This window comes from uncultured Desulfobulbus sp., assembly GCF_963662935.2.
In the GTDB taxonomy this organism is placed as follows: Bacteria; Desulfobacterota; Desulfobulbia; order Desulfobulbales; family Desulfobulbaceae; genus Desulfobulbus.
The window spans coordinates 1,623,460-1,639,771 of the sequence record NZ_CAXXTL010000002.1; the positions used below are offsets into that span (position 1 = coordinate 1,623,460).

Genomic DNA, 16,312 nt, shown 5'->3' on the forward strand with positions numbered 1-16,312 from the left:
CCGGTTGGTGCTTCATGCCATTTTTTTTCATTTTTGCTGCGACACATCCCGGCGCGGAAGCCGTCCAAAGAGACAACAGGGGCACAAAGCCCCCTTCTGTAGGTGCAGATACCATCCACCAGAAATCACATCAAGGAGCCTGATCATGAAACAACTCACCCTAACACTGCTGCTTTCCGTGGCGCTTCTGGCCGGGTGCTCGTCGCCGACCACGGATGCGAAAAAGAAAGAAGAGCAAACCGGCCAGACTCAGGTCGCCGAAAATGTGGCACCAAAGGCTGAGCCGCAGCAGGCCGACAAGGAACGACTTCCTCAGCCGCCGCCTGTTCAAGCCGACGCGATGTCGACCCGCGCTGCGGGCGCTCCCATGAAGACCTCGGGCGCCATCGGCCGGACAGTCGCTCGGGAGGCCATGCCCGCCAGTGCGCCGGTGCCAACCTGGAACCGGGAATCCTACAACGCCAACCAGGAAAACGGCTTCATCAACGCCGGCCGCGATCCGCTCTCCACCTTCAGTATCGATGTCGACACTGCCAGTTACGCCAATGTCCGCCGTTTTGTCAATGGCGGCAATCTACCGCCGGTGGGCGCGGTCCGGATCGAGGAGATGATCAACTATTTTTCTTATGACTACCCGGCTCCCACGGGCAGTGAACTCTTTGCCCTCAGTGCCGAGGTTGGGCCCAGTCCTTTTCATTCCGGTTACCAACTGGCGCGCATCGGCCTGAAAGCCCGCGATCTGGTCAAGGAGCAGTTGCCGCCATCGAATCTGGTGTTTCTCATCGATGTCTCGGGATCGATGCAGGATGCCAACAAACTGCCGCTCCTCAAACAGGCCCTGCCCCTGCTGGTGCGGCAGTTGGGCGCGCGCGACCGGGTGGCCATGGTCGTTTACGCCGGCGGCGACAGCGTCGTTCTACCGCCCACCCCCGGTAACCGGCAGCAGGAGATCCTTGCCGCCATCGACCGGCTGCGGGCGGGCGGCTCCACCCATGCCTCCGGTGGCCTCCGTACCGCTTATCAGCTGGCCCGGCAAGGGTTCATGGCCAAGGGCAACAACCGGGTTATCCTGGCCTCGGACGGCGACTTCAATGTCGGCGTCACCAGCCGCGACGAGCTGCAACGGCTGATCGAGCAGGAACGCCAGGGCGGGATCTATCTGACCGTGCTCGGCTTCGGCATGGGCAATTACCACGATGATACCATGGAAATTCTCGCCGACAAGGGCAACGGCAACTATGCCTACATCGACACCCTGCTGGAGGCCAAGAAGGTGATGGTCAAGGAGATGAGCGGCACCCTTTTTGCCCTGGCCAACGACGTCAAGATTCAGGTGGAATTCAACCCGGCCCGAGTGGGGGCCTACCGGCTGATCGGCTATGAGAACCGGGCCCTGGCCGACGAGGATTTCCGTGATGACAGCAAAGATGCCGGCGAGATCGGCGTCGGCCATCGGGTGACAGCACTCTACGAGCTGATTCCGGCAGATCACGAGGCGATCCCCCTGCTGGATCCCCTCAAGTATCAGGCGGTGCAACCAGCCCCGGACAGAGGGGCGAAGGAATGGATGACCGTCAAGTTGCGCTACAAACCACTGCGTGAACACTCTTCCCGGTTGATGAGCCTGCCGGTTAGCGAAGTGGCCACCAAACAGACGACGGCTGACTTCCGTTTTGCCGCCGCCGTGGCCGGGTACGGCATGTTGCTTACTCATTCGGAGCATCTCGGCTCCTTTTCCTGGGAGCAGTGCCTGGAAATGGCTCGCTCTGGCAGGGGCTTTGATGTTGAGGGCTACCGGGCTGAGTTCTACCGCCTGGTGGAAGCCAGCCAGTTGCTGGCGCGGCAGCAGGGAGAGCCGGATGGTCGGCCCGAACCCCAGCCCTCACCGCATCCGGTGCTCAGGTAAGCAGTGCCTGCCAGTCGAGGACGGGGAAGGTGCGATGGAGCATGTGATCGTCGTCCTCGATTCGCACCTCCAGGTTGTTGAAGGTGGCCCGGGCCTGGGGGAGCACCAGGTCCGGCGGGCAGACCGTGTCGTGCTCGCCCATGACCAGGATGGTCGGGACGGTCAGGGGAATGGGCGGTGGCTGGTAACCGTTGAAGTTGAGCGCCGGGGCCAGTAGAATGAGCCGCCGGCACCGCTCGGGATGGCGGATGGCAAAGCAGGCAGCCATCAGGCCGCCGAAGCTCGAACCCACCAGGATGAGCCGGTCCAGTCCGGCCACCTGGTCCTCCAGTTGGGCCAGCCGCTGGTCGAGGTCGCCCTCGTAATCGCGCATCCGCACCTCGGGGAAATGGTGCCTGAACCATTGGGCCTTGGTGCCGCGCATCGAGGAGTCAAGGCCATGGAGAAAGAGGGCAGGGGGCATAGGGGGCTCCGTGTTACAAAGAGGACAAGAGTCGCTGATTGGATGGTTTTCCGCCGTACGGAAAGCGGCAAGGCGCTGACCGGAAGCGTCCATCAAATCGTGTTGTTACCGTTTTCAGCGGGGTGGTAATGGACATAGACCCTGCGGAGAAATTGGATGTGCGTAAGCAGCGTCTCCTCCACTTCTGTGGCGATCCGATCGCCTTCCACAACACTGAGTGCGCCGTCAATGCCGATGGTGAGATTGACCACCAGGTAGGGCCCGAATCGGTGGGCATGCACCTCCTCGATTTCCTCAACACCGTACACATCCCGCAAAGCCTCTGCAATCTCCTCGGCCAGTTCGCGGCCGGGCAGGGTGTCCATAAGGTCGGCCGTGGCCGAACGGAGGATTTCGGCGCCGGTGTGGAGGATGATCAGGGAAACGATCGCCCCGGCCAGGGGATCGATCCAGGCATAGTCCAGGCGACCGAAGAAAATGCCGATGGCAGCCGCGGACGAGGCAAAAATGTCGTTGCGGTGATCCTGGGCCAGGGCCAGGACCGCGCTGTTGCCGGTCCGGCGGCTGAGGCCGTAAGTCCAAACGGTGAGTCCGCTTTTGAGCAGGATGGCGAACAGAGCGATCCACAGGGCGATAATGCTTGCTCCGCCGTTATTGGGCGGGGCTGTCAGCAGTTCATAGACCGTATCAATCGAATTCCAGAAGATGGCAATGGCCGTCGTCACCACAAAGGCGCCGACCACCACCGCTGCCACGCTCTCCAACTGGTCGTGGCCGTAAGGGTGCTCGCGGTCTGCTGGTTTGCCGGAGAGGTGGACAAAGATGCTGACCACGATGCCGTAGGCCACATCCGAGGTCGAGTTGATACCGTCGGCCAGCAAGGCCGGACTGTGGCCGACGACGCCGACCACGGCTTTGAGGACGGCCAGGAGGATGTTGGCCGCCAAACCGATCTGGACCGCCAGCATGCTTTTTTGCCGTCGCTGTTCGAGATCAACGATATCAGGATGTTCGGCCATGAGATCCTTTTAAAAAAAGTGCGGGCAAGCCGTGCGTTAAACGGGGGGCGGGCAAGACAGCTCATCGTCGCTTGGTTATACCCAATTCCCAGTCTGGAGCAACCGGTTTTTCCTGGCAGAAGCAGGCATGCCGCGCGACGAGGAAAAGAGTCCCGGTGTGCGGTGTGTCTATGTAAACATCTTGCCTTTTAACCCCGAACGCGTTTTTCTGAAATGAGGTTTGAGTTGTTGTCGCCAACCGCATTAAGGGAGGGAGAGAGGATGGATCACCGGTTCGAACACGACACCATGGGCGAAATTGAGGTCCCGGCAGAGCGGCTGTGGGGCGCACAGACCGAGCGGAGCCGCCGTAATTTCCATATTGGCCAGGAGCCGATGCCCTTGGCCCTGGTTTACGGCCTGGTCCGGTTAAAGCGGGCCTGCGCCGAAGTCAATCATCGGCTGGGTAAGCTGCCCGTCGAGATCCGGGATCTGATTGTCCGGGCAGGCGACGAGATCCTGGCGGGCGAGCATGACCAGGAATTTCCTCTTTCGGTCTGGCAGACCGGCAGCGGCACCCAGACCAACATGAACGTCAACGAGGTGATCGCCAATCGGGCTGCGATCCTTGTCCACGGCGGACTGGACAAGACAAGACCGGTCCATCCCAATGACCATGTCAACCTGTCCCAGAGTTCCAACGACGTCTTCCCGTCGGCCATGCATGTGGCTGCCGTCTTCGCTCTGGAGGATCGGTTGCTGCCGGCGTTGGCAGGCTTGCACCGGACCCTGCTGCAGAAGGCGGATGCTTTTGCCGGGATCATCAAGATCGGCCGCACCCACTTGCAGGATGCCACGCCCTTGACCCTGGGCCAGGAAGTGAGCGGCTGGGCCGCGATGCTGGCGAGCAACCTGCGCCAGTTGCGCGAGGGCATGGAGCATCTGCGTTTTCTTGCCATCGGTGGGACAGCGGTCGGTACCGGCCTCAATGCCCCGGCCGGGTTCGGCGAGGCTGTGGCGGCGCAGCTCAGCCGGGAGACCGGCAAGGTCTTTTATTCGGCTGCCAATAAATTCCATGGGTTGACCTCGCACGACCAGTTGGTCTTCGCCCATGGCGCGGTCAAGGCCCTGGCCGCCAACCTGATGAAGATTGCCAACGATGTCCGCTGGCTGGCTAGCGGGCCGCGCTGCGGTCTGGGTGAGATCACTATTCCAGCCAACGAGCCGGGCAGTTCGATCATGCCGGGCAAAGTGAATCCGACCCAGTCGGAGGCCGTGACCATGATCGCTTGTCAGGTCTTCGGCAATGATGTTGCCATCGGTTTTGCTGCCAGTCAGGGTAATTTCGAACTCAATGTCTTCAAGCCACTGATTATATACAACTTCCTCCAGTCGGTCACCCTGCTTGCCGACGTCATCCATTCCTTTGATCGCAACTGCGCCACCGGTATTGAACCGGTCCGGGAGCGGATCGAGTACAACCTGCGTCATTCGCTGATGCTGGTCACCGCCCTCAACCCGGTCATCGGCTACGAAAAGGCGGCTGCCATCGCCAAGAAGGCGCATGCGGACAACCTGTCCCTGCGCGAGGCGGCGCTAGCGCTCGGTGCACTCAGTGGCGAAGAGTTCGACCGTTTAGTGCGGCCGGAGGCCATGTTCGGGCCGGTTTCGTCGGGGGCGGGCCCAAACGTTTGACAAACCAGCCTTGCCTCGGCCGAAAACGGCCGGTCCGCTCTCAGCTCTCTTGGTTCGACAGGAGTCGTTCCTCCAGTTTGTCGCTGGAAACCGGTCGGCTGAGGAGAAAGCCCTGGACTTCATCGCACTCCATGGCATCGAGCGCTGTGAGTTGGTCCGCGGTTTCCACGCCTTCGGCCACCACTTTGAGGTTGAAACTCTTGGCGATACCGATGATCGAATGGAGAAGCGAATGTCCGTTGCCGGTTGCCTCGAGATTGTGGACAAAGGATTTGTCGATCTTGAGGGTGGTGAGAGGAAAGAGCTGGAGATGGCTGAGGGCCGAGTAGCCGGTGCCGAAATCATCGATGGCAATGGAAACCCCCATTTCCTTGAGCATGAGGAGCATCTCGCTGGCCTCATCGGTATTTTCCATCATCACCCGTTCGGTCAGTTCAAGTTCGAGATGGTGGGGGGCCAGGCCCGTTTCTTTGAGGATTTCCAGGATTCTCGTGCCGAGCTTTTTGAAGTTGATGCTGTTGCCGGAGATATTGATGCCCATGCGGCAGTCGGCAAACAGCCCGGCCGCCACCCACTTCTGTGCCTGAGCGCAGGCTTCCCGGAGGACCCAGTCGTTGATCTGGTGAATAAAGCCGCTCTCCTCGGCAAAGGGGAGAAATTTGTCGGGGGCGATGAGGCCCAGTGCCGGATCAAGCCAGCGGATGAGGGCCTCCACACCGGTGAGCAGGCCGCTTATGTTGGTAAACTGCGGTTGGTAATGGAGGACAAATTCGTTGTTCTCCAGGGCGCTACGGAGGCGATTGCTCAGGTGGAACCGTGCCTTGGCGGCATCGTTCATCGCGCTCTGGAAGAACTGGTAATTGTTGCGCCCCCTCCCCTTGGCCTCGTACATGGCGGTATCGGCATTTTTAAGCAGCGTGTCGATATCCTCACCATCTTCAGGAAAGACGCTGATGCCGATGCTGGCTGTCAGGATGACCGCCTGGCCTTCGAGGTGCAGCGGTTCGTTGAGAGATTTGATGATCCGCTCGGCGAGGTTGGCGATATGGTCGGGGGTGGTGATGTCCGTTGCCAGGATGGTGAACTCGTCGCCGCCCACCCGGGAAATGAGAGACGTCGGCTGCTCCTCGCCGGAACGGGCGAGGATGTCGGAGGTGCGGAGAATAGATTTTAGCCGCTCAGCCACCGTAATCAGGGCCTTGTCGCCGGAGGGATGCCCCAGGGTGTCGTTGATCCGTTTGAAATGATCGAGGTCGATAAAGAGAACCGCCAGTCGTTTGCCGCTGCGCCGGGCATGCGGCAACACTTTGGACCAATGCTCCCGGAAGAGGGAACGGTTGGCCAGGCCGGTGAGATTGTCGTAGAAGGCAAGGTAGCGGATCCGATCCTCCGCCCGCTTGAGCGCGGTGATGTCCTGGATAATGCCGACGGCGAGCCGCCGCTGGTGGGTGCTGCCCCGCACGACCTCCCCCTGGTTGAGGATGGTCCGTTCGCTGCCGTCATCAAGGTTGATCCGGTAGTGGACGCTGAAAGGTTGCTCCTTGCGGCAGGCCTCGTCAATCAGATGTCGTGCCCGTTCCCGCTCCCCGGTTTCGATGCGGGTGAAAAGGGCGTCATAGTCGTATGGGAGGGCGAGGCCGAGCATCGCGGGGGAATGGCAGGTCAGTTGGAATTGATCGGTGTCGAGGTCCCGCTCCCAATGGCCGAGCCGGGCGAGATCCTGCGCCTTGAACAGCCGTTTCTGATTGATTTTCAGCGCGTTCAGGATTGAGCCGGATCGGAGCCAGTAGCGGGCCCGGTAGCCCAGAATGAGCATATTGATTGGTTTGCTGATGAAGTCGGTGGCCCCGGCCTCAAAGGCCTGGATGATGGTTTCCGGATCTTCCAGGCCGGTGACCATCACCACCGGGGTATGGGCCCCGCCGGGCAGGGCGCGCAACGCACGGCAGGTAGTGAAACCATCCACGTCGGGCATAATGACATCGAGGAGGACAAGGTCGGGCGGGTTTTTCCTAAAGAGCTCCACCGCCTCCTCGCCGCCACCGGCTTCGACAACCGCGAGCCCCGCGTTTTCAAGGGTGAAACGTACCTGCAGTCGCATGGAAAAATCGTCGTCAACGATCAGGACCACGGGGGGATTCGAGGTGGAGGAAAGAAGGGTTGTTTCGTTCTGTGGGGGCATATCAGTGTTCTCGTCTGTTGGGTGGGTCGTGGCAAATCGTGGGGCTGGGAATTGTTGATTCCTGGGCGTTTCTTGCTTGTTTGTAGTTGGTTGTCAAGAGCACGAGCAGGCGGTGCGTGGCAGGCTCAGGCTGCCCGCTCTCCATGGCCGAACACTTGGCTGAGGGCCTGGATCAGGGTCGCCATGGTATAGGGCTTGTTGAGGTAACCTACCGGTTGCACCTGATTTTCCGTGTCCTTTTCGCTGCCCTGAGTCAAGCCACTGGCCATGATCACCGGAATCGCCGGGTTGATCTCGTGCAGGGCGGCCAGGGTCTGCCAGCCGTCCATACGCGGCATGATCTGGTCGCAGAATACCAGAGCAATTTCCTTGTTATGCACCCGGAAAAGATCGACTGCCTCGGTTCCATCCGTTGCCGTCAGCACGATGTAGCCGAGATCAACAAGCATCAGGCGGCCGATTTCACGAACCATGGGATCGTCGTCGACCAGAAGAAGGGTGACAGCCGGCTTCTCGGCGGGATTTGCACCAGGCGACAAAGACTTGTCCATACAAACTCCTGTGGGTTGTTAAACACCTTGCACAAGTATATCACCTACCGGGCTGCGCAGTCCATGAGCCTTTTGGGGTGAGCGGCAAAGGTGGTGCGATTGCCTGATGCCCTCTGCTTGTTGCGCCGACCTTTTGATCATGCCGTGGAGAATGTTCCGTTTCGGGTGTTGTGGTCAACAGCACGTTCAGTTTGTTCCGGCGCTGTCTTTAGGGCCGATCAGCCCCGCCAGGCGGGAGTTCAGCTGATCCAGCAGCCATTCATGATTGAGGTCGATGTTTGTTCGGGTACCGAGGTGGATTTCTTCAGCCTTTGCCGCCAGTTCATCCAGGCCGCATTGGAGCAGGGTGCCCTTGAGGGTGTGGGCGAACCGGCCAAGATCCGGGTAATTCTCGGCCTCCAGGGCCTCCTTGGCCTTGGCAAGATTGTCTGTAAGACTCAGACAGACGGAGGCCAGCACTTGATCTACTTGGGCCGCATTGAGGCTGGTCGTGTTGTGGAGATGGGCGGCAATCTGCGCCAGGCTTACCGGTGAATCGGAGTCGTCAATGGCCGCCGCGGCATCTGCCGCCGTCTCCTTGCCGGTTTGTTCGGGTAATGATATAACCTCCAGTGATCGCAACATCTCGGAGAGCTGATCCGGTTGAAAGGGTTTGGTGAGGTAATTGTCCATGCCGGTGGCCAAGCACAGCTCCCGGTCTTCACCCATGGCGTGGGCGGTCATGGCCACGATCGGAATATGGCCGCCGCGCAACCGCTTGTCGAGGTCGCGGACCAGGTCTTCGGGCAGCTCTTCCCTCGGCGGTAGCCCCTGCTCCAAGGCGCGGATGACGGCGGTGGCTGCTAAGCCGTCCATCTCCGGCATCTGCACATCCATCAGAATCACATCAAAAGCATCAGCCGCCAGAATAATCAGCGCCTCCAGGCCGTTGCTGGCGGTGGCGACCCGGTGATCCTGTTCCAGGGTCATCGAGGCCACATCGCGGTTGACCTCGTTGTCGTCCACCACCAGAATCCGCAAGCTCTTGATCTCACCTTGGAGGGGCTTTTCTTTCCCCAGACTCTCGATCAGCAGGTGTTCCTCTGCGGTTTGCAGGGCTACGGTGAAATGAAAGGAGCTGCCGGCATCGACCTGGCTTTCCACCCAGATTCTGCCGCCCATCAGGCCGACCAGCTGGCTGCAGATGGACAACCCCAGGCCGGTGCCGCCGAATCGGCGGGCATGGGTGATGTCAGCCTGCTCGAAGCTCTTGAAGATCAAGGCGCATTTTTCCGGCGGGATGCCGATCCCGGTATCCGTCACGGTGAAATGCAGCGTGGTAGGAGCGGCCTCAGCGTTTTCTCCGTTGACGTTAATGGCGATCGAACCGGATCGGGTGAACTTAATCGCATTGCCCACCAGATTGAGCAGGATCTGCCGCAGGCGCATGTCGTCGCCGATCAAAACCGTGGGCAGGTTCTCTTCGGTGCTGAACGTCAGGTGCAGTCCCTTCTCGACCGCCGGTATGTTCAAGGTGGAGACGATCCCTTGCAACAGGCTGCCCAGGTTGAAGGGCACGGGGGTAAGCTGCAATTGGCCGGCTTCCATCTTGGAAAAATCAAGGATGTCGTTGAGCAGGTTGAGCAGGCTTTCCGCAGAATGCTGCACGGTTTGCAGAAAACGTTGCCGCTGGCCGTCGATCTTTGCCTGCATAGCCAGATGGGTCATGCCGATGATGGCGTTCATCGGCGTGCGGATCTCATGGCTCATATTGGCCAGGAAGAGGCTCTTGGCCTTGTTGGCGGCCTCGGCCTTGCTGGTGGTGTCTTGGAGTTCCGTTGTCCGTTTTTTGACAAGTTCCTCCAACGAGTCCTGATAGTTGAGCAGTCGTTGCTCCAATCCAACAACAACGCGCAAGGGCACCCGGTACAACAGCAGGGATAGGAGTGTGCCGGTCAGAACGCATAAAAGGAAAACAAAAATCGCGGTGACCAGGATAGGGGCAGCGGCGACCCGGACCCGGATTGCACCGATCTGATTGTTGTTGAGGACAATCGGTGCGGATTTTCCTTCTATTCCTAACTGGTTGAAGAGGGAATCGCTTTTGGTGAAATGACCGAGTTGACTGATGGGCCGAGCTTGCTCATCCAGCACCAAAATACTCAGGATACCTTTGTAAGGGGTGAAGTCGTCAAGAATTTGGGAATATTTTGTTGCCTGAAATTTCCAGAGACGGGGCGAGGATGCGGCTACGCCCTTGATGAGTTCAGCCAATTGTTTGGAGTGCGTTGTGGCCTCGTGTTCAAGCCTTCTGAATTCAAGAGCCCCATACGCTCCCGGGATAATGATTGAGATCACCAGAAAGACGCTCACGGCCAGAGGCAACAGCTTTCTGGCCAATTCTTTGCTGATGCGTATCTGATGGCTTGGATGCAACATCGGGCTCTCCTATTGCGCGGGAAGGTAGCCTTGTGCCTGCAAAATTTCCCGCCCCGCTTGCGAGGCCACAAAATCCAGGAATGCTTTTGCTTCGGGCGCCAGGGAATCGGTGCGGTAGATAAAGGAAAGCTGGCGGATCAGCGGATAGGTCCCGTTGAGAATGTTTTTCGGATTAGGGCTGATGCCATTGAGTTGCAATACCTTGATCGGCAGACGTTCGGTGGCGATCATGCCGAGATCGGTGACGCCAATGGCGAACGGCACGGTGGCGAGCGCCTGGTTGGCCTCCTGGTCGTTGAAATATAGGGTCCAGCGCTTGGCTTCATGGCTTTCGGCGTAGGCTTCCTTGAAACCAGGCAGGGTATTTTCAAGGGCAAGAAAACCGCTGTCTGACTTTTCCCGTGCCTGGACAATGATCTGATTACCGTCGTGCCATTTGGTCTTTATTCCCTTGAAAATCTCGATCAATTCCTGGGAGGAGAGGGAGTCATCCTTGACGTTTGGATGGGCGCCAATAACGATCGCCGTGCGCGCATAGGGCTGGGCCACGAGGCCCAGCGCTTTTTCCTCGTCTTTCAGGGGGCGTGAGATCAGGCCAAGAGATATGGCGCCTTCGGCAGTGGCCTTGATGGCGCCTCTGGTGCCGATGCTGCCGGGTACATCGATGAGGGTCTGCGGATTGTGGGCGGTATAGGCCTCCGCCAGCAGTCGGGTGATGCCTAGGTTGACGCCCGATCCGGCCGCGATCAATTGGACTTGTTTCTCCGGCTGCGGGGGGGGTTGCGCCAAGCAAGGTGATGCGAGTGCAAAGGAGGCCGAGATGAGGAGGGACATGGCGAACCCAATGAGCTTGTTCATCGGTTTTTTTCCGTACGATTGAAGTGGTTGTTTTGAAAAGAGAATCAATGTAAGCGTAACAGAATTTATGGAAGCAGGTCCTTTACCTTTTCCTTGATAGCCGTCAGGCTCTCGGCAAAGGAATAAGCCAGAGCATCCTTGGCGTGGGCATAGATTTCTTCGGCTATTGCTGCCAGTTCGTCCAGCCCGCACTGCAACAGGGTGCCCTTGAGGGAGTGGGCAGCTCGGCCGAGTGTCGGGTAATCTTCACCATCAAGGGCCTCTTTTGCCTTGGCGAGATTGTCGGTAATGCTCAGGCGGGCGGCGGCCAGAACCCGGTCGATCTGTGCCGGGCTCAGTCTGGTCGCGGCCTGGAGATGGGCTGCCACCTGGGCCAGACTCGGTGGTGGACTAAAAGCATCACAGTACGGTGCGGATTGTTCACCTGCCCCATCCCCGGTTTTTGCCAAGTGGGGATCAACTGTGACCAGCGACCGCAACATCGCCGTGAGTTGTTTCGGATGGAAGGGCTTGGTAATGTAGTTGTCCATGCCCGCGGCCAGGCACATCTCCCGGTCTTCTCCCATGGCATGAGCAGTCATGGCCACGATTGGGATATGGCCGCCGCGTAGCCGGTTGCCCAGCTCCCCAATCAGCTCCTTGGGCAGATTCTCGCTCAGGGGCAACCGTTCTTCCAGGGCGCGGATGATTGTGGTGGTGGTCAGACCGTCCATCAGCGGCATCTGCACATCCATGAGAACGAGATCGTAGGTTTCAGAACGCAGGGCCTCCAAGGCCTCCAGGCCGTTGGCGGCGGCGGTCACCCGGTGGTCCTTTTCCAATATCATTAAGGCAACATCGCGGTTGATCTCGTTGTCGTCCACCACGAGGATGCGTAGATTCTTGGCCGCCGGACCTGGGTGGTCGTGGTCAACGGGTGAAGGTTCGACTAAGCCGGCTGCGCAGGGTTCAAGGGCCAGCGTTAAGTGGAAGGTGCTGCCTCGGCCGGGCTCGCTGACCACCCACATGGTCCCGCCCATGAGCGTGGTCAACTGGCGGCTGATCGCCAACCCCAGGCCGGTGCCGCCGTACTCCCTGGCATAGGAGGTATCTGCCTGCTCGAAGCTTTTGAAAATATCCTCCAGTTTGTCCGGGGCGATGCCGATGCCGGTGTCGGTGATGCTGAAATGGAGCCGGGTTACTCCCTCCACCTGCACCCCCGCCGCCCGTTTAACCCGGAGAATGACGGAACCGTGGGCGGTGAATTTAATCGCATTACCCAGCAGGTTGAGGAGAATCTGGTGAATACGGAGATCGTCGCCGACAAAGGCCTCCGGTAAGCCATGGGCCTTGAGCACCTCGAGCTTGAGCCCCTTTTCCACCGCCGGGACGTTCATGATGGACATGAGGGCTTCTAGGAGCCGATCGAGCCGGAAGGGCCGCTGGTCGAGCTGCAGCTGACCGGCTTCGATCTTGGAGAAGTCGAGGATGTCGTTGAGGATACCCAGCAGGCTCTCCGCCGATTGCTTCACCGTTTGGAGAAGACGCCGCTGTTGCCCGGCGTTGCGTGCATCCAGGGCCAGGTGGGTCATTCCGAGGATGGCGTTCATCGGTGTGCGGATCTCGTGGCTCATGTTGGCGAGGAATCGACTTTTCGCCCGGTTGGCCGCCTCGGCACGCTCCGCCCGCATGCGATCGGTGATATCGAGATAGACGACCGTCAGTATCCGTTTGCCGAGAGTGCCGATGATTCGGCCGTATATGGAGCAACTGCGGACAGTGCCGTCTCGATGCTGCAAGAGGGCCTCGAAATCAGCGCCTTCCGGCTGTGCGGCATCTTCTAGAAGGCGATTGCGATCATCCGGGTTCGCCCACATTCCTATATCATTCCCGCTTCGTCCTTCCGCTAGCTCGGGAGAATAGCCAAAGGTTCGATACCAGGCCGTATTCCAGGTTGTCCCCCGGAACCCATCAAGCTCAAAGGCAAAAGCCATGGGGACCGGCGCCAACTCAAAGAGTTGGGAGAAATTGCTTTCACTCTCTCTGAGAGCCTCTTGGGCTAATTTGGACTCGGTAATATCTTCATAAGACCCCAGGAGACCGTAGATCCGGCCCTCGGTATTCCGCAGGGGAACTTTTGAGGTGCGGAGCCAGATCTGTCGGCCCTCGACAGTTGTCTGTGGTTCCTCGTAATGAATCTTTGCCTGCCCGCTTTCGATGACTGCGCGGTCGTCGGCCCGATACAACGCCGCCTGATCGGCCCATGCCATGCTGAAATCGTCATCTCCGACAAGGCTCTCCGGGGTGGATCGCCCGGCGTCCTGGGCAAAGAGCCGATTGCACCCCAGGTATCTGCCCTCGATATCCTTCCAGAAAACCCGTACCGGAATGGTCTCGATCACATCGCGCAACATCCGGTGCGATTCGAGCAGTTGCTGCTCCATCTGTTTGCGCACGGTGATGTCCAGGTGCGTTCCTGAAACCAGGAGGGGGGCACCCTCCGCAGTTCGCGAGGCAACCCGGCCACGATCGAGAATCCACACCCACTGGTTCTTCTTGTGACGCATCCGCAGCTCGCACTCATAATAGGGCAGCTCTCCTGCAAAATGCTTCTCGAAGACGGCATACGACCGTGCGAGATCCTCGGGATGGACCAGGAGGTTCCAGGTCTCAATCGTGATGGGTGCCAGCTCGGACATCTGGTAACCCAGCATTTCTGCCCAGCGCTCATTGACCAGGATTTCTCCGGTTGCCGGATTCCACTCCCAGGTGCCGACATTGGTGCCTTCGATGATATCGTTGAGTCTCCGATTGCGCTGTAGCACTTCCTGCTCGGCCTGTTTACGGGCGGTGATGTCCTGAACAAAGGCGCAGTTGTAAATATGATCGCCAAACTCCAGGCAATTGGAGCGTATTTCAACGGGATAGGTGACACCCTCCTTGGTCCGGTGGAGGGTCTCAATGACAAGCTGCGAGTTTTCCTCGAGCCGACGGCGAAAGTCAGGGCGAATATCTGTGGTATAGGTCGGGTCAATGTCGTGCACACTCATGTGCAGCAGTTCTTCCCGCGAGTAGCCCAAGACCCGGCAAGCCTGGTTATTCACATATTTGAAATGCGCTTCTTCATCGATCCAGAACATTTGATCCGCAGCATTGTCGATGGCGAACTGGGTGAAGAGGAGGGCTTCCTCGGCTTTTTTACGTTCGGTGATGTCCCGGGCGGCCGCGTAGATGAGGCTGCCTGCGGGTACGGAGCGCCATTCGATCCAGCGATAGGAGCCATCTTGGCAGCGGTAGCGATTGACAAAATCCAACACGGTTTCTTGCTGGTCAAGGCGGCTCATTGCGGCCAGGGTGGCCTCAAGGTCATCGGGGTGCACCAGGTCCAGGAAGCGCATTTTTTTTAGCTCAGCAAGCGAATAGCCAAGCACCTTCTGCCACTGCGGATTCAGTCGGTGGAAATATCCATTGCCATCGGCGATGCACAGAAGGTCCAGAGCCACCGAGAAGAACTGATCCATCTCTTCGGTCTTGGCTCGTAAAGCCTCTTCTGCACTTTTTCTCTCGGTGAAATCGTAGATGAGCGACAGCATGACTTCAGATCCGCCCAGGGGGACTTTCTCCGCCGACCACAGGGTATCTTTGATAGTTCCTGATTTGGTGATAAAGCGGATCGGTTCTTCCCGTAAGAAACCGGTCTCCCGCAGCTTTTTCCCCAAAGCGGTTCTGCTGTCCGGATTTTCCCAGATGTTCAGCTCGTAGGAGGTGTGGCCGATCGTCTCTTCCCGGGTGTGTTCGAGCATCCGTAGCCACTGCTCATTGGCATCGATGAAGCGGCCGGTTTCAATCTCGGAGATCACCAGAGGGGCAGGAGACACTGAGAAGACCTTGGCGAAGAGTTCCTTGCTGTCCCGTAGGGTCTCCTCGACCCGCTTGCGCTCGCTAATGTCGCGGACAAAGGCGACGTTGTATTCCTGCCCGCCGAAGGTGAGATACGTCGCCTTGATTTCAACGGGAAAAATGCGGCCATCCCGCCGTTGATGCACACTCTCCAATTCCATGCTTTTCTTCTTTTTCAATGCCTCCCAATGCCCCGGCCACGCCTCAGCGGGAAATTTCGGGTCAATGTCGTGCACGGTCATGGTCAAAAGTTCGTTCCGTGCGTATCCAAGGGTTTGGCAGGCCACTTCATTGACATAGAAGAATGAGCCCTCGGGAGTCATCCAGAACACCCCCTCTGCCGCATGGTCCACGGCAAGTTGGGTAAGGAGCAACCGTTCCTCGATTCGTTTGCGCTCAGCCAGTTCCTGCTGGGCGTTTTCGTAGAGCCGGGCATTGGTCAGCGCCATCGCCACCTGGTGGGTCAGGGTCTCCAGAAAACTGGATTGGGCGCTGAAATCTCGCTCCTGCAGGCTGGCCAGCCCCATAACGCCGATGACTTCCGCGCCGCTCTTTAGGGGGAGGGCCGCAAAGGACCTGATGCCGGCCCGTTTGCATTCCTCCCAGGTGCAGCGGGCATCAGTAAAAATATCCAGAGAATAGAATGGGTTGGCCTCTCGCGCCGCTAGGCCGCAGATGCATTCGCCCACCCGATGCTCATGGACCACGCCCAAACGGGTTCGCTCTTCCGGCGGCAGCACCGCCTGTAGAACCAATCGTTCGCCTTCGCGCAGGAACAAAAAAACCAGATCGGCTTGGGTCGCATCCAGCATGCCTTGCATGGCCGCAATCGAGGTCTGCTCCACTGACAGGGTTGCGCTGATCGCCAAACCCAGCGTATGGAGAGCGGCGAGTTCACGGGTGCGCTGCTCCGAGACCGCCTCGACCTGCTTACGTTCACTGATATCAATGGTCGTGCCGAGAATGTTGCCCTCGGGAAGCATCCTGACCCGATTCTGCACCCAGACACGGCTACCGTCTTTGCGCAGCAGACGGCGTTCTTTGGTGACCATCTTCCCCTGGGCAAGCTCGTCGAGCGGGATAGGTTCTCGGACGAGATCCTCGGGGGGGATCAGTGCCGTGAGGGGCATGCCGAGGAGTTCCTCTTCGGAATATCCCATCATCGTAATGGCCCGTGAGTTGACGGCGAGCAACCGGCCCTGGGGGTCGGTGATGAACATGCTGTCTGCCGCCTCCTCAAAGAGGAGCCTGTACAGGTCGCCGGTTTGGGGAGAGGAGGTTGTCTGGTCCTGTTGGTGGCTGTCGTTGTTGTGTGTCATTCCAGCTCTCCTTGCTTAGATCTCATCCGTGCTCCGGAGGCAT

9 protein-coding genes are annotated in these 16,312 nt (G+C 58.9%); 2 read left to right on the plus strand and 7 right to left on the minus strand.

Annotation, left to right across the window (positions count from 1 at the left end; translation table 11 throughout):
- Positions 1 to 145 precede the first annotated feature (145 nt).
- Positions 146 to 1,906, plus strand: coding sequence for a VWA domain-containing protein (locus ACHZCX_RS11495; protein WP_319587372.1), 1,761 nt, complete (start codon positions 146 to 148; stop codon positions 1,904 to 1,906).
- Here the strand turns inward: ACHZCX_RS11495 and ACHZCX_RS11500 are convergent.
- Together ACHZCX_RS11500 and ACHZCX_RS11505 are read right to left on the minus strand one after the other, a co-directional pair.
- Positions 1,899 to 2,369, minus strand: coding sequence for an alpha/beta fold hydrolase (locus tag ACHZCX_RS11500; RefSeq protein WP_319587373.1), 471 nt, complete (start codon positions 2,367 to 2,369; stop codon positions 1,899 to 1,901). The two genes, ACHZCX_RS11495 and ACHZCX_RS11500, sit on opposite strands and share 8 nt — an antisense overlap.
- A 92-nt stretch (positions 2,370 to 2,461) precedes the next feature.
- Positions 2,462 to 3,388: a cation diffusion facilitator family transporter gene (locus ACHZCX_RS11505; protein WP_319587374.1), complete on the minus strand. Its 927-nt coding sequence runs from the start codon at positions 3,386 to 3,388 to the stop codon at positions 2,462 to 2,464.
- A gap of 261 nt (positions 3,389 to 3,649) precedes the next feature.
- Between ACHZCX_RS11505 and fumC the strand changes: the two genes are divergently transcribed.
- Positions 3,650 to 5,062: a class II fumarate hydratase gene (gene fumC / locus ACHZCX_RS11510; RefSeq protein WP_319587375.1), complete on the plus strand. Its 1,413-nt coding sequence runs from the start codon at positions 3,650 to 3,652 to the stop codon at positions 5,060 to 5,062.
- A gap of 40 nt (positions 5,063 to 5,102) precedes the next feature.
- Here the strand turns inward: fumC and ACHZCX_RS11515 are convergent, their stop codons facing one another.
- From ACHZCX_RS11515 to ACHZCX_RS11535, 5 genes are all read right to left on the minus strand, one after another.
- On the minus strand, positions 5,103 to 7,244 hold the full coding sequence (locus ACHZCX_RS11515; protein ID WP_319587376.1) for an EAL domain-containing protein: 2,142 nt from the start codon (positions 7,242 to 7,244) through the stop codon (positions 5,103 to 5,105).
- Positions 7,245 to 7,369: 125 nt separating this feature from the next.
- Positions 7,370 to 7,795, minus strand: coding sequence for a response regulator (locus tag ACHZCX_RS11520; protein WP_319587377.1), 426 nt, complete (start codon positions 7,793 to 7,795; stop codon positions 7,370 to 7,372).
- Positions 7,796 to 7,981: 186 nt separating this feature from the next.
- On the minus strand, positions 7,982 to 10,213 hold the full coding sequence (locus ACHZCX_RS11525) for an ATP-binding protein (RefSeq protein WP_319587378.1): 2,232 nt from the start codon (positions 10,211 to 10,213) through the stop codon (positions 7,982 to 7,984).
- Between the two features lie 9 nt (positions 10,214 to 10,222).
- Positions 10,223 to 11,071: a substrate-binding domain-containing protein gene (locus ACHZCX_RS11530; RefSeq protein WP_319587379.1), complete on the minus strand. Its 849-nt coding sequence runs from the start codon at positions 11,069 to 11,071 to the stop codon at positions 10,223 to 10,225.
- Between the two features lie 65 nt (positions 11,072 to 11,136).
- Complete coding sequence (locus tag ACHZCX_RS11535; RefSeq protein ID WP_319587380.1) at positions 11,137 to 16,269, minus strand: PAS domain S-box protein; 5,133 nt, start codon at positions 16,267 to 16,269, stop codon at positions 11,137 to 11,139.
- Positions 16,270 to 16,312 lie beyond the last annotated feature (43 nt).

Excerpts from the sequence above, each read along its gene's own strand:
- ACHZCX_RS11495 (WP_319587372.1), top strand. The coding sequence starts at position 146 with ATGAAACAACTCACCCTAACACTGCTGCTTTCCGTGGCGCTTCTGGCC.
- ACHZCX_RS11500 (WP_319587373.1), bottom strand. The coding sequence starts at position 2,369 with ATGCCCCCTGCCCTCTTTCTCCATGGCCTTGACTCCTCGATGCGCGGC.
- ACHZCX_RS11505 (WP_319587374.1), bottom strand. The coding sequence starts at position 3,388 with ATGGCCGAACATCCTGATATCGTTGATCTCGAACAGCGACGGCAAAAA.
- fumC (WP_319587375.1), top strand. The coding sequence starts at position 3,650 with ATGGATCACCGGTTCGAACACGACACCATGGGCGAAATTGAGGTCCCG.
- ACHZCX_RS11515 (WP_319587376.1), bottom strand. The coding sequence starts at position 7,244 with ATGCCCCCACAGAACGAAACAACCCTTCTTTCCTCCACCTCGAATCCC.
- ACHZCX_RS11520 (WP_319587377.1), bottom strand. The coding sequence starts at position 7,795 with ATGGACAAGTCTTTGTCGCCTGGTGCAAATCCCGCCGAGAAGCCGGCT.
- ACHZCX_RS11525 (WP_319587378.1), bottom strand. The coding sequence starts at position 10,213 with ATGTTGCATCCAAGCCATCAGATACGCATCAGCAAAGAATTGGCCAGA.
- ACHZCX_RS11530 (WP_319587379.1), bottom strand. The coding sequence starts at position 11,071 with ATGAACAAGCTCATTGGGTTCGCCATGTCCCTCCTCATCTCGGCCTCC.
- ACHZCX_RS11535 (WP_319587380.1), bottom strand. The coding sequence starts at position 16,269 with ATGACACACAACAACGACAGCCACCAACAGGACCAGACAACCTCCTCT.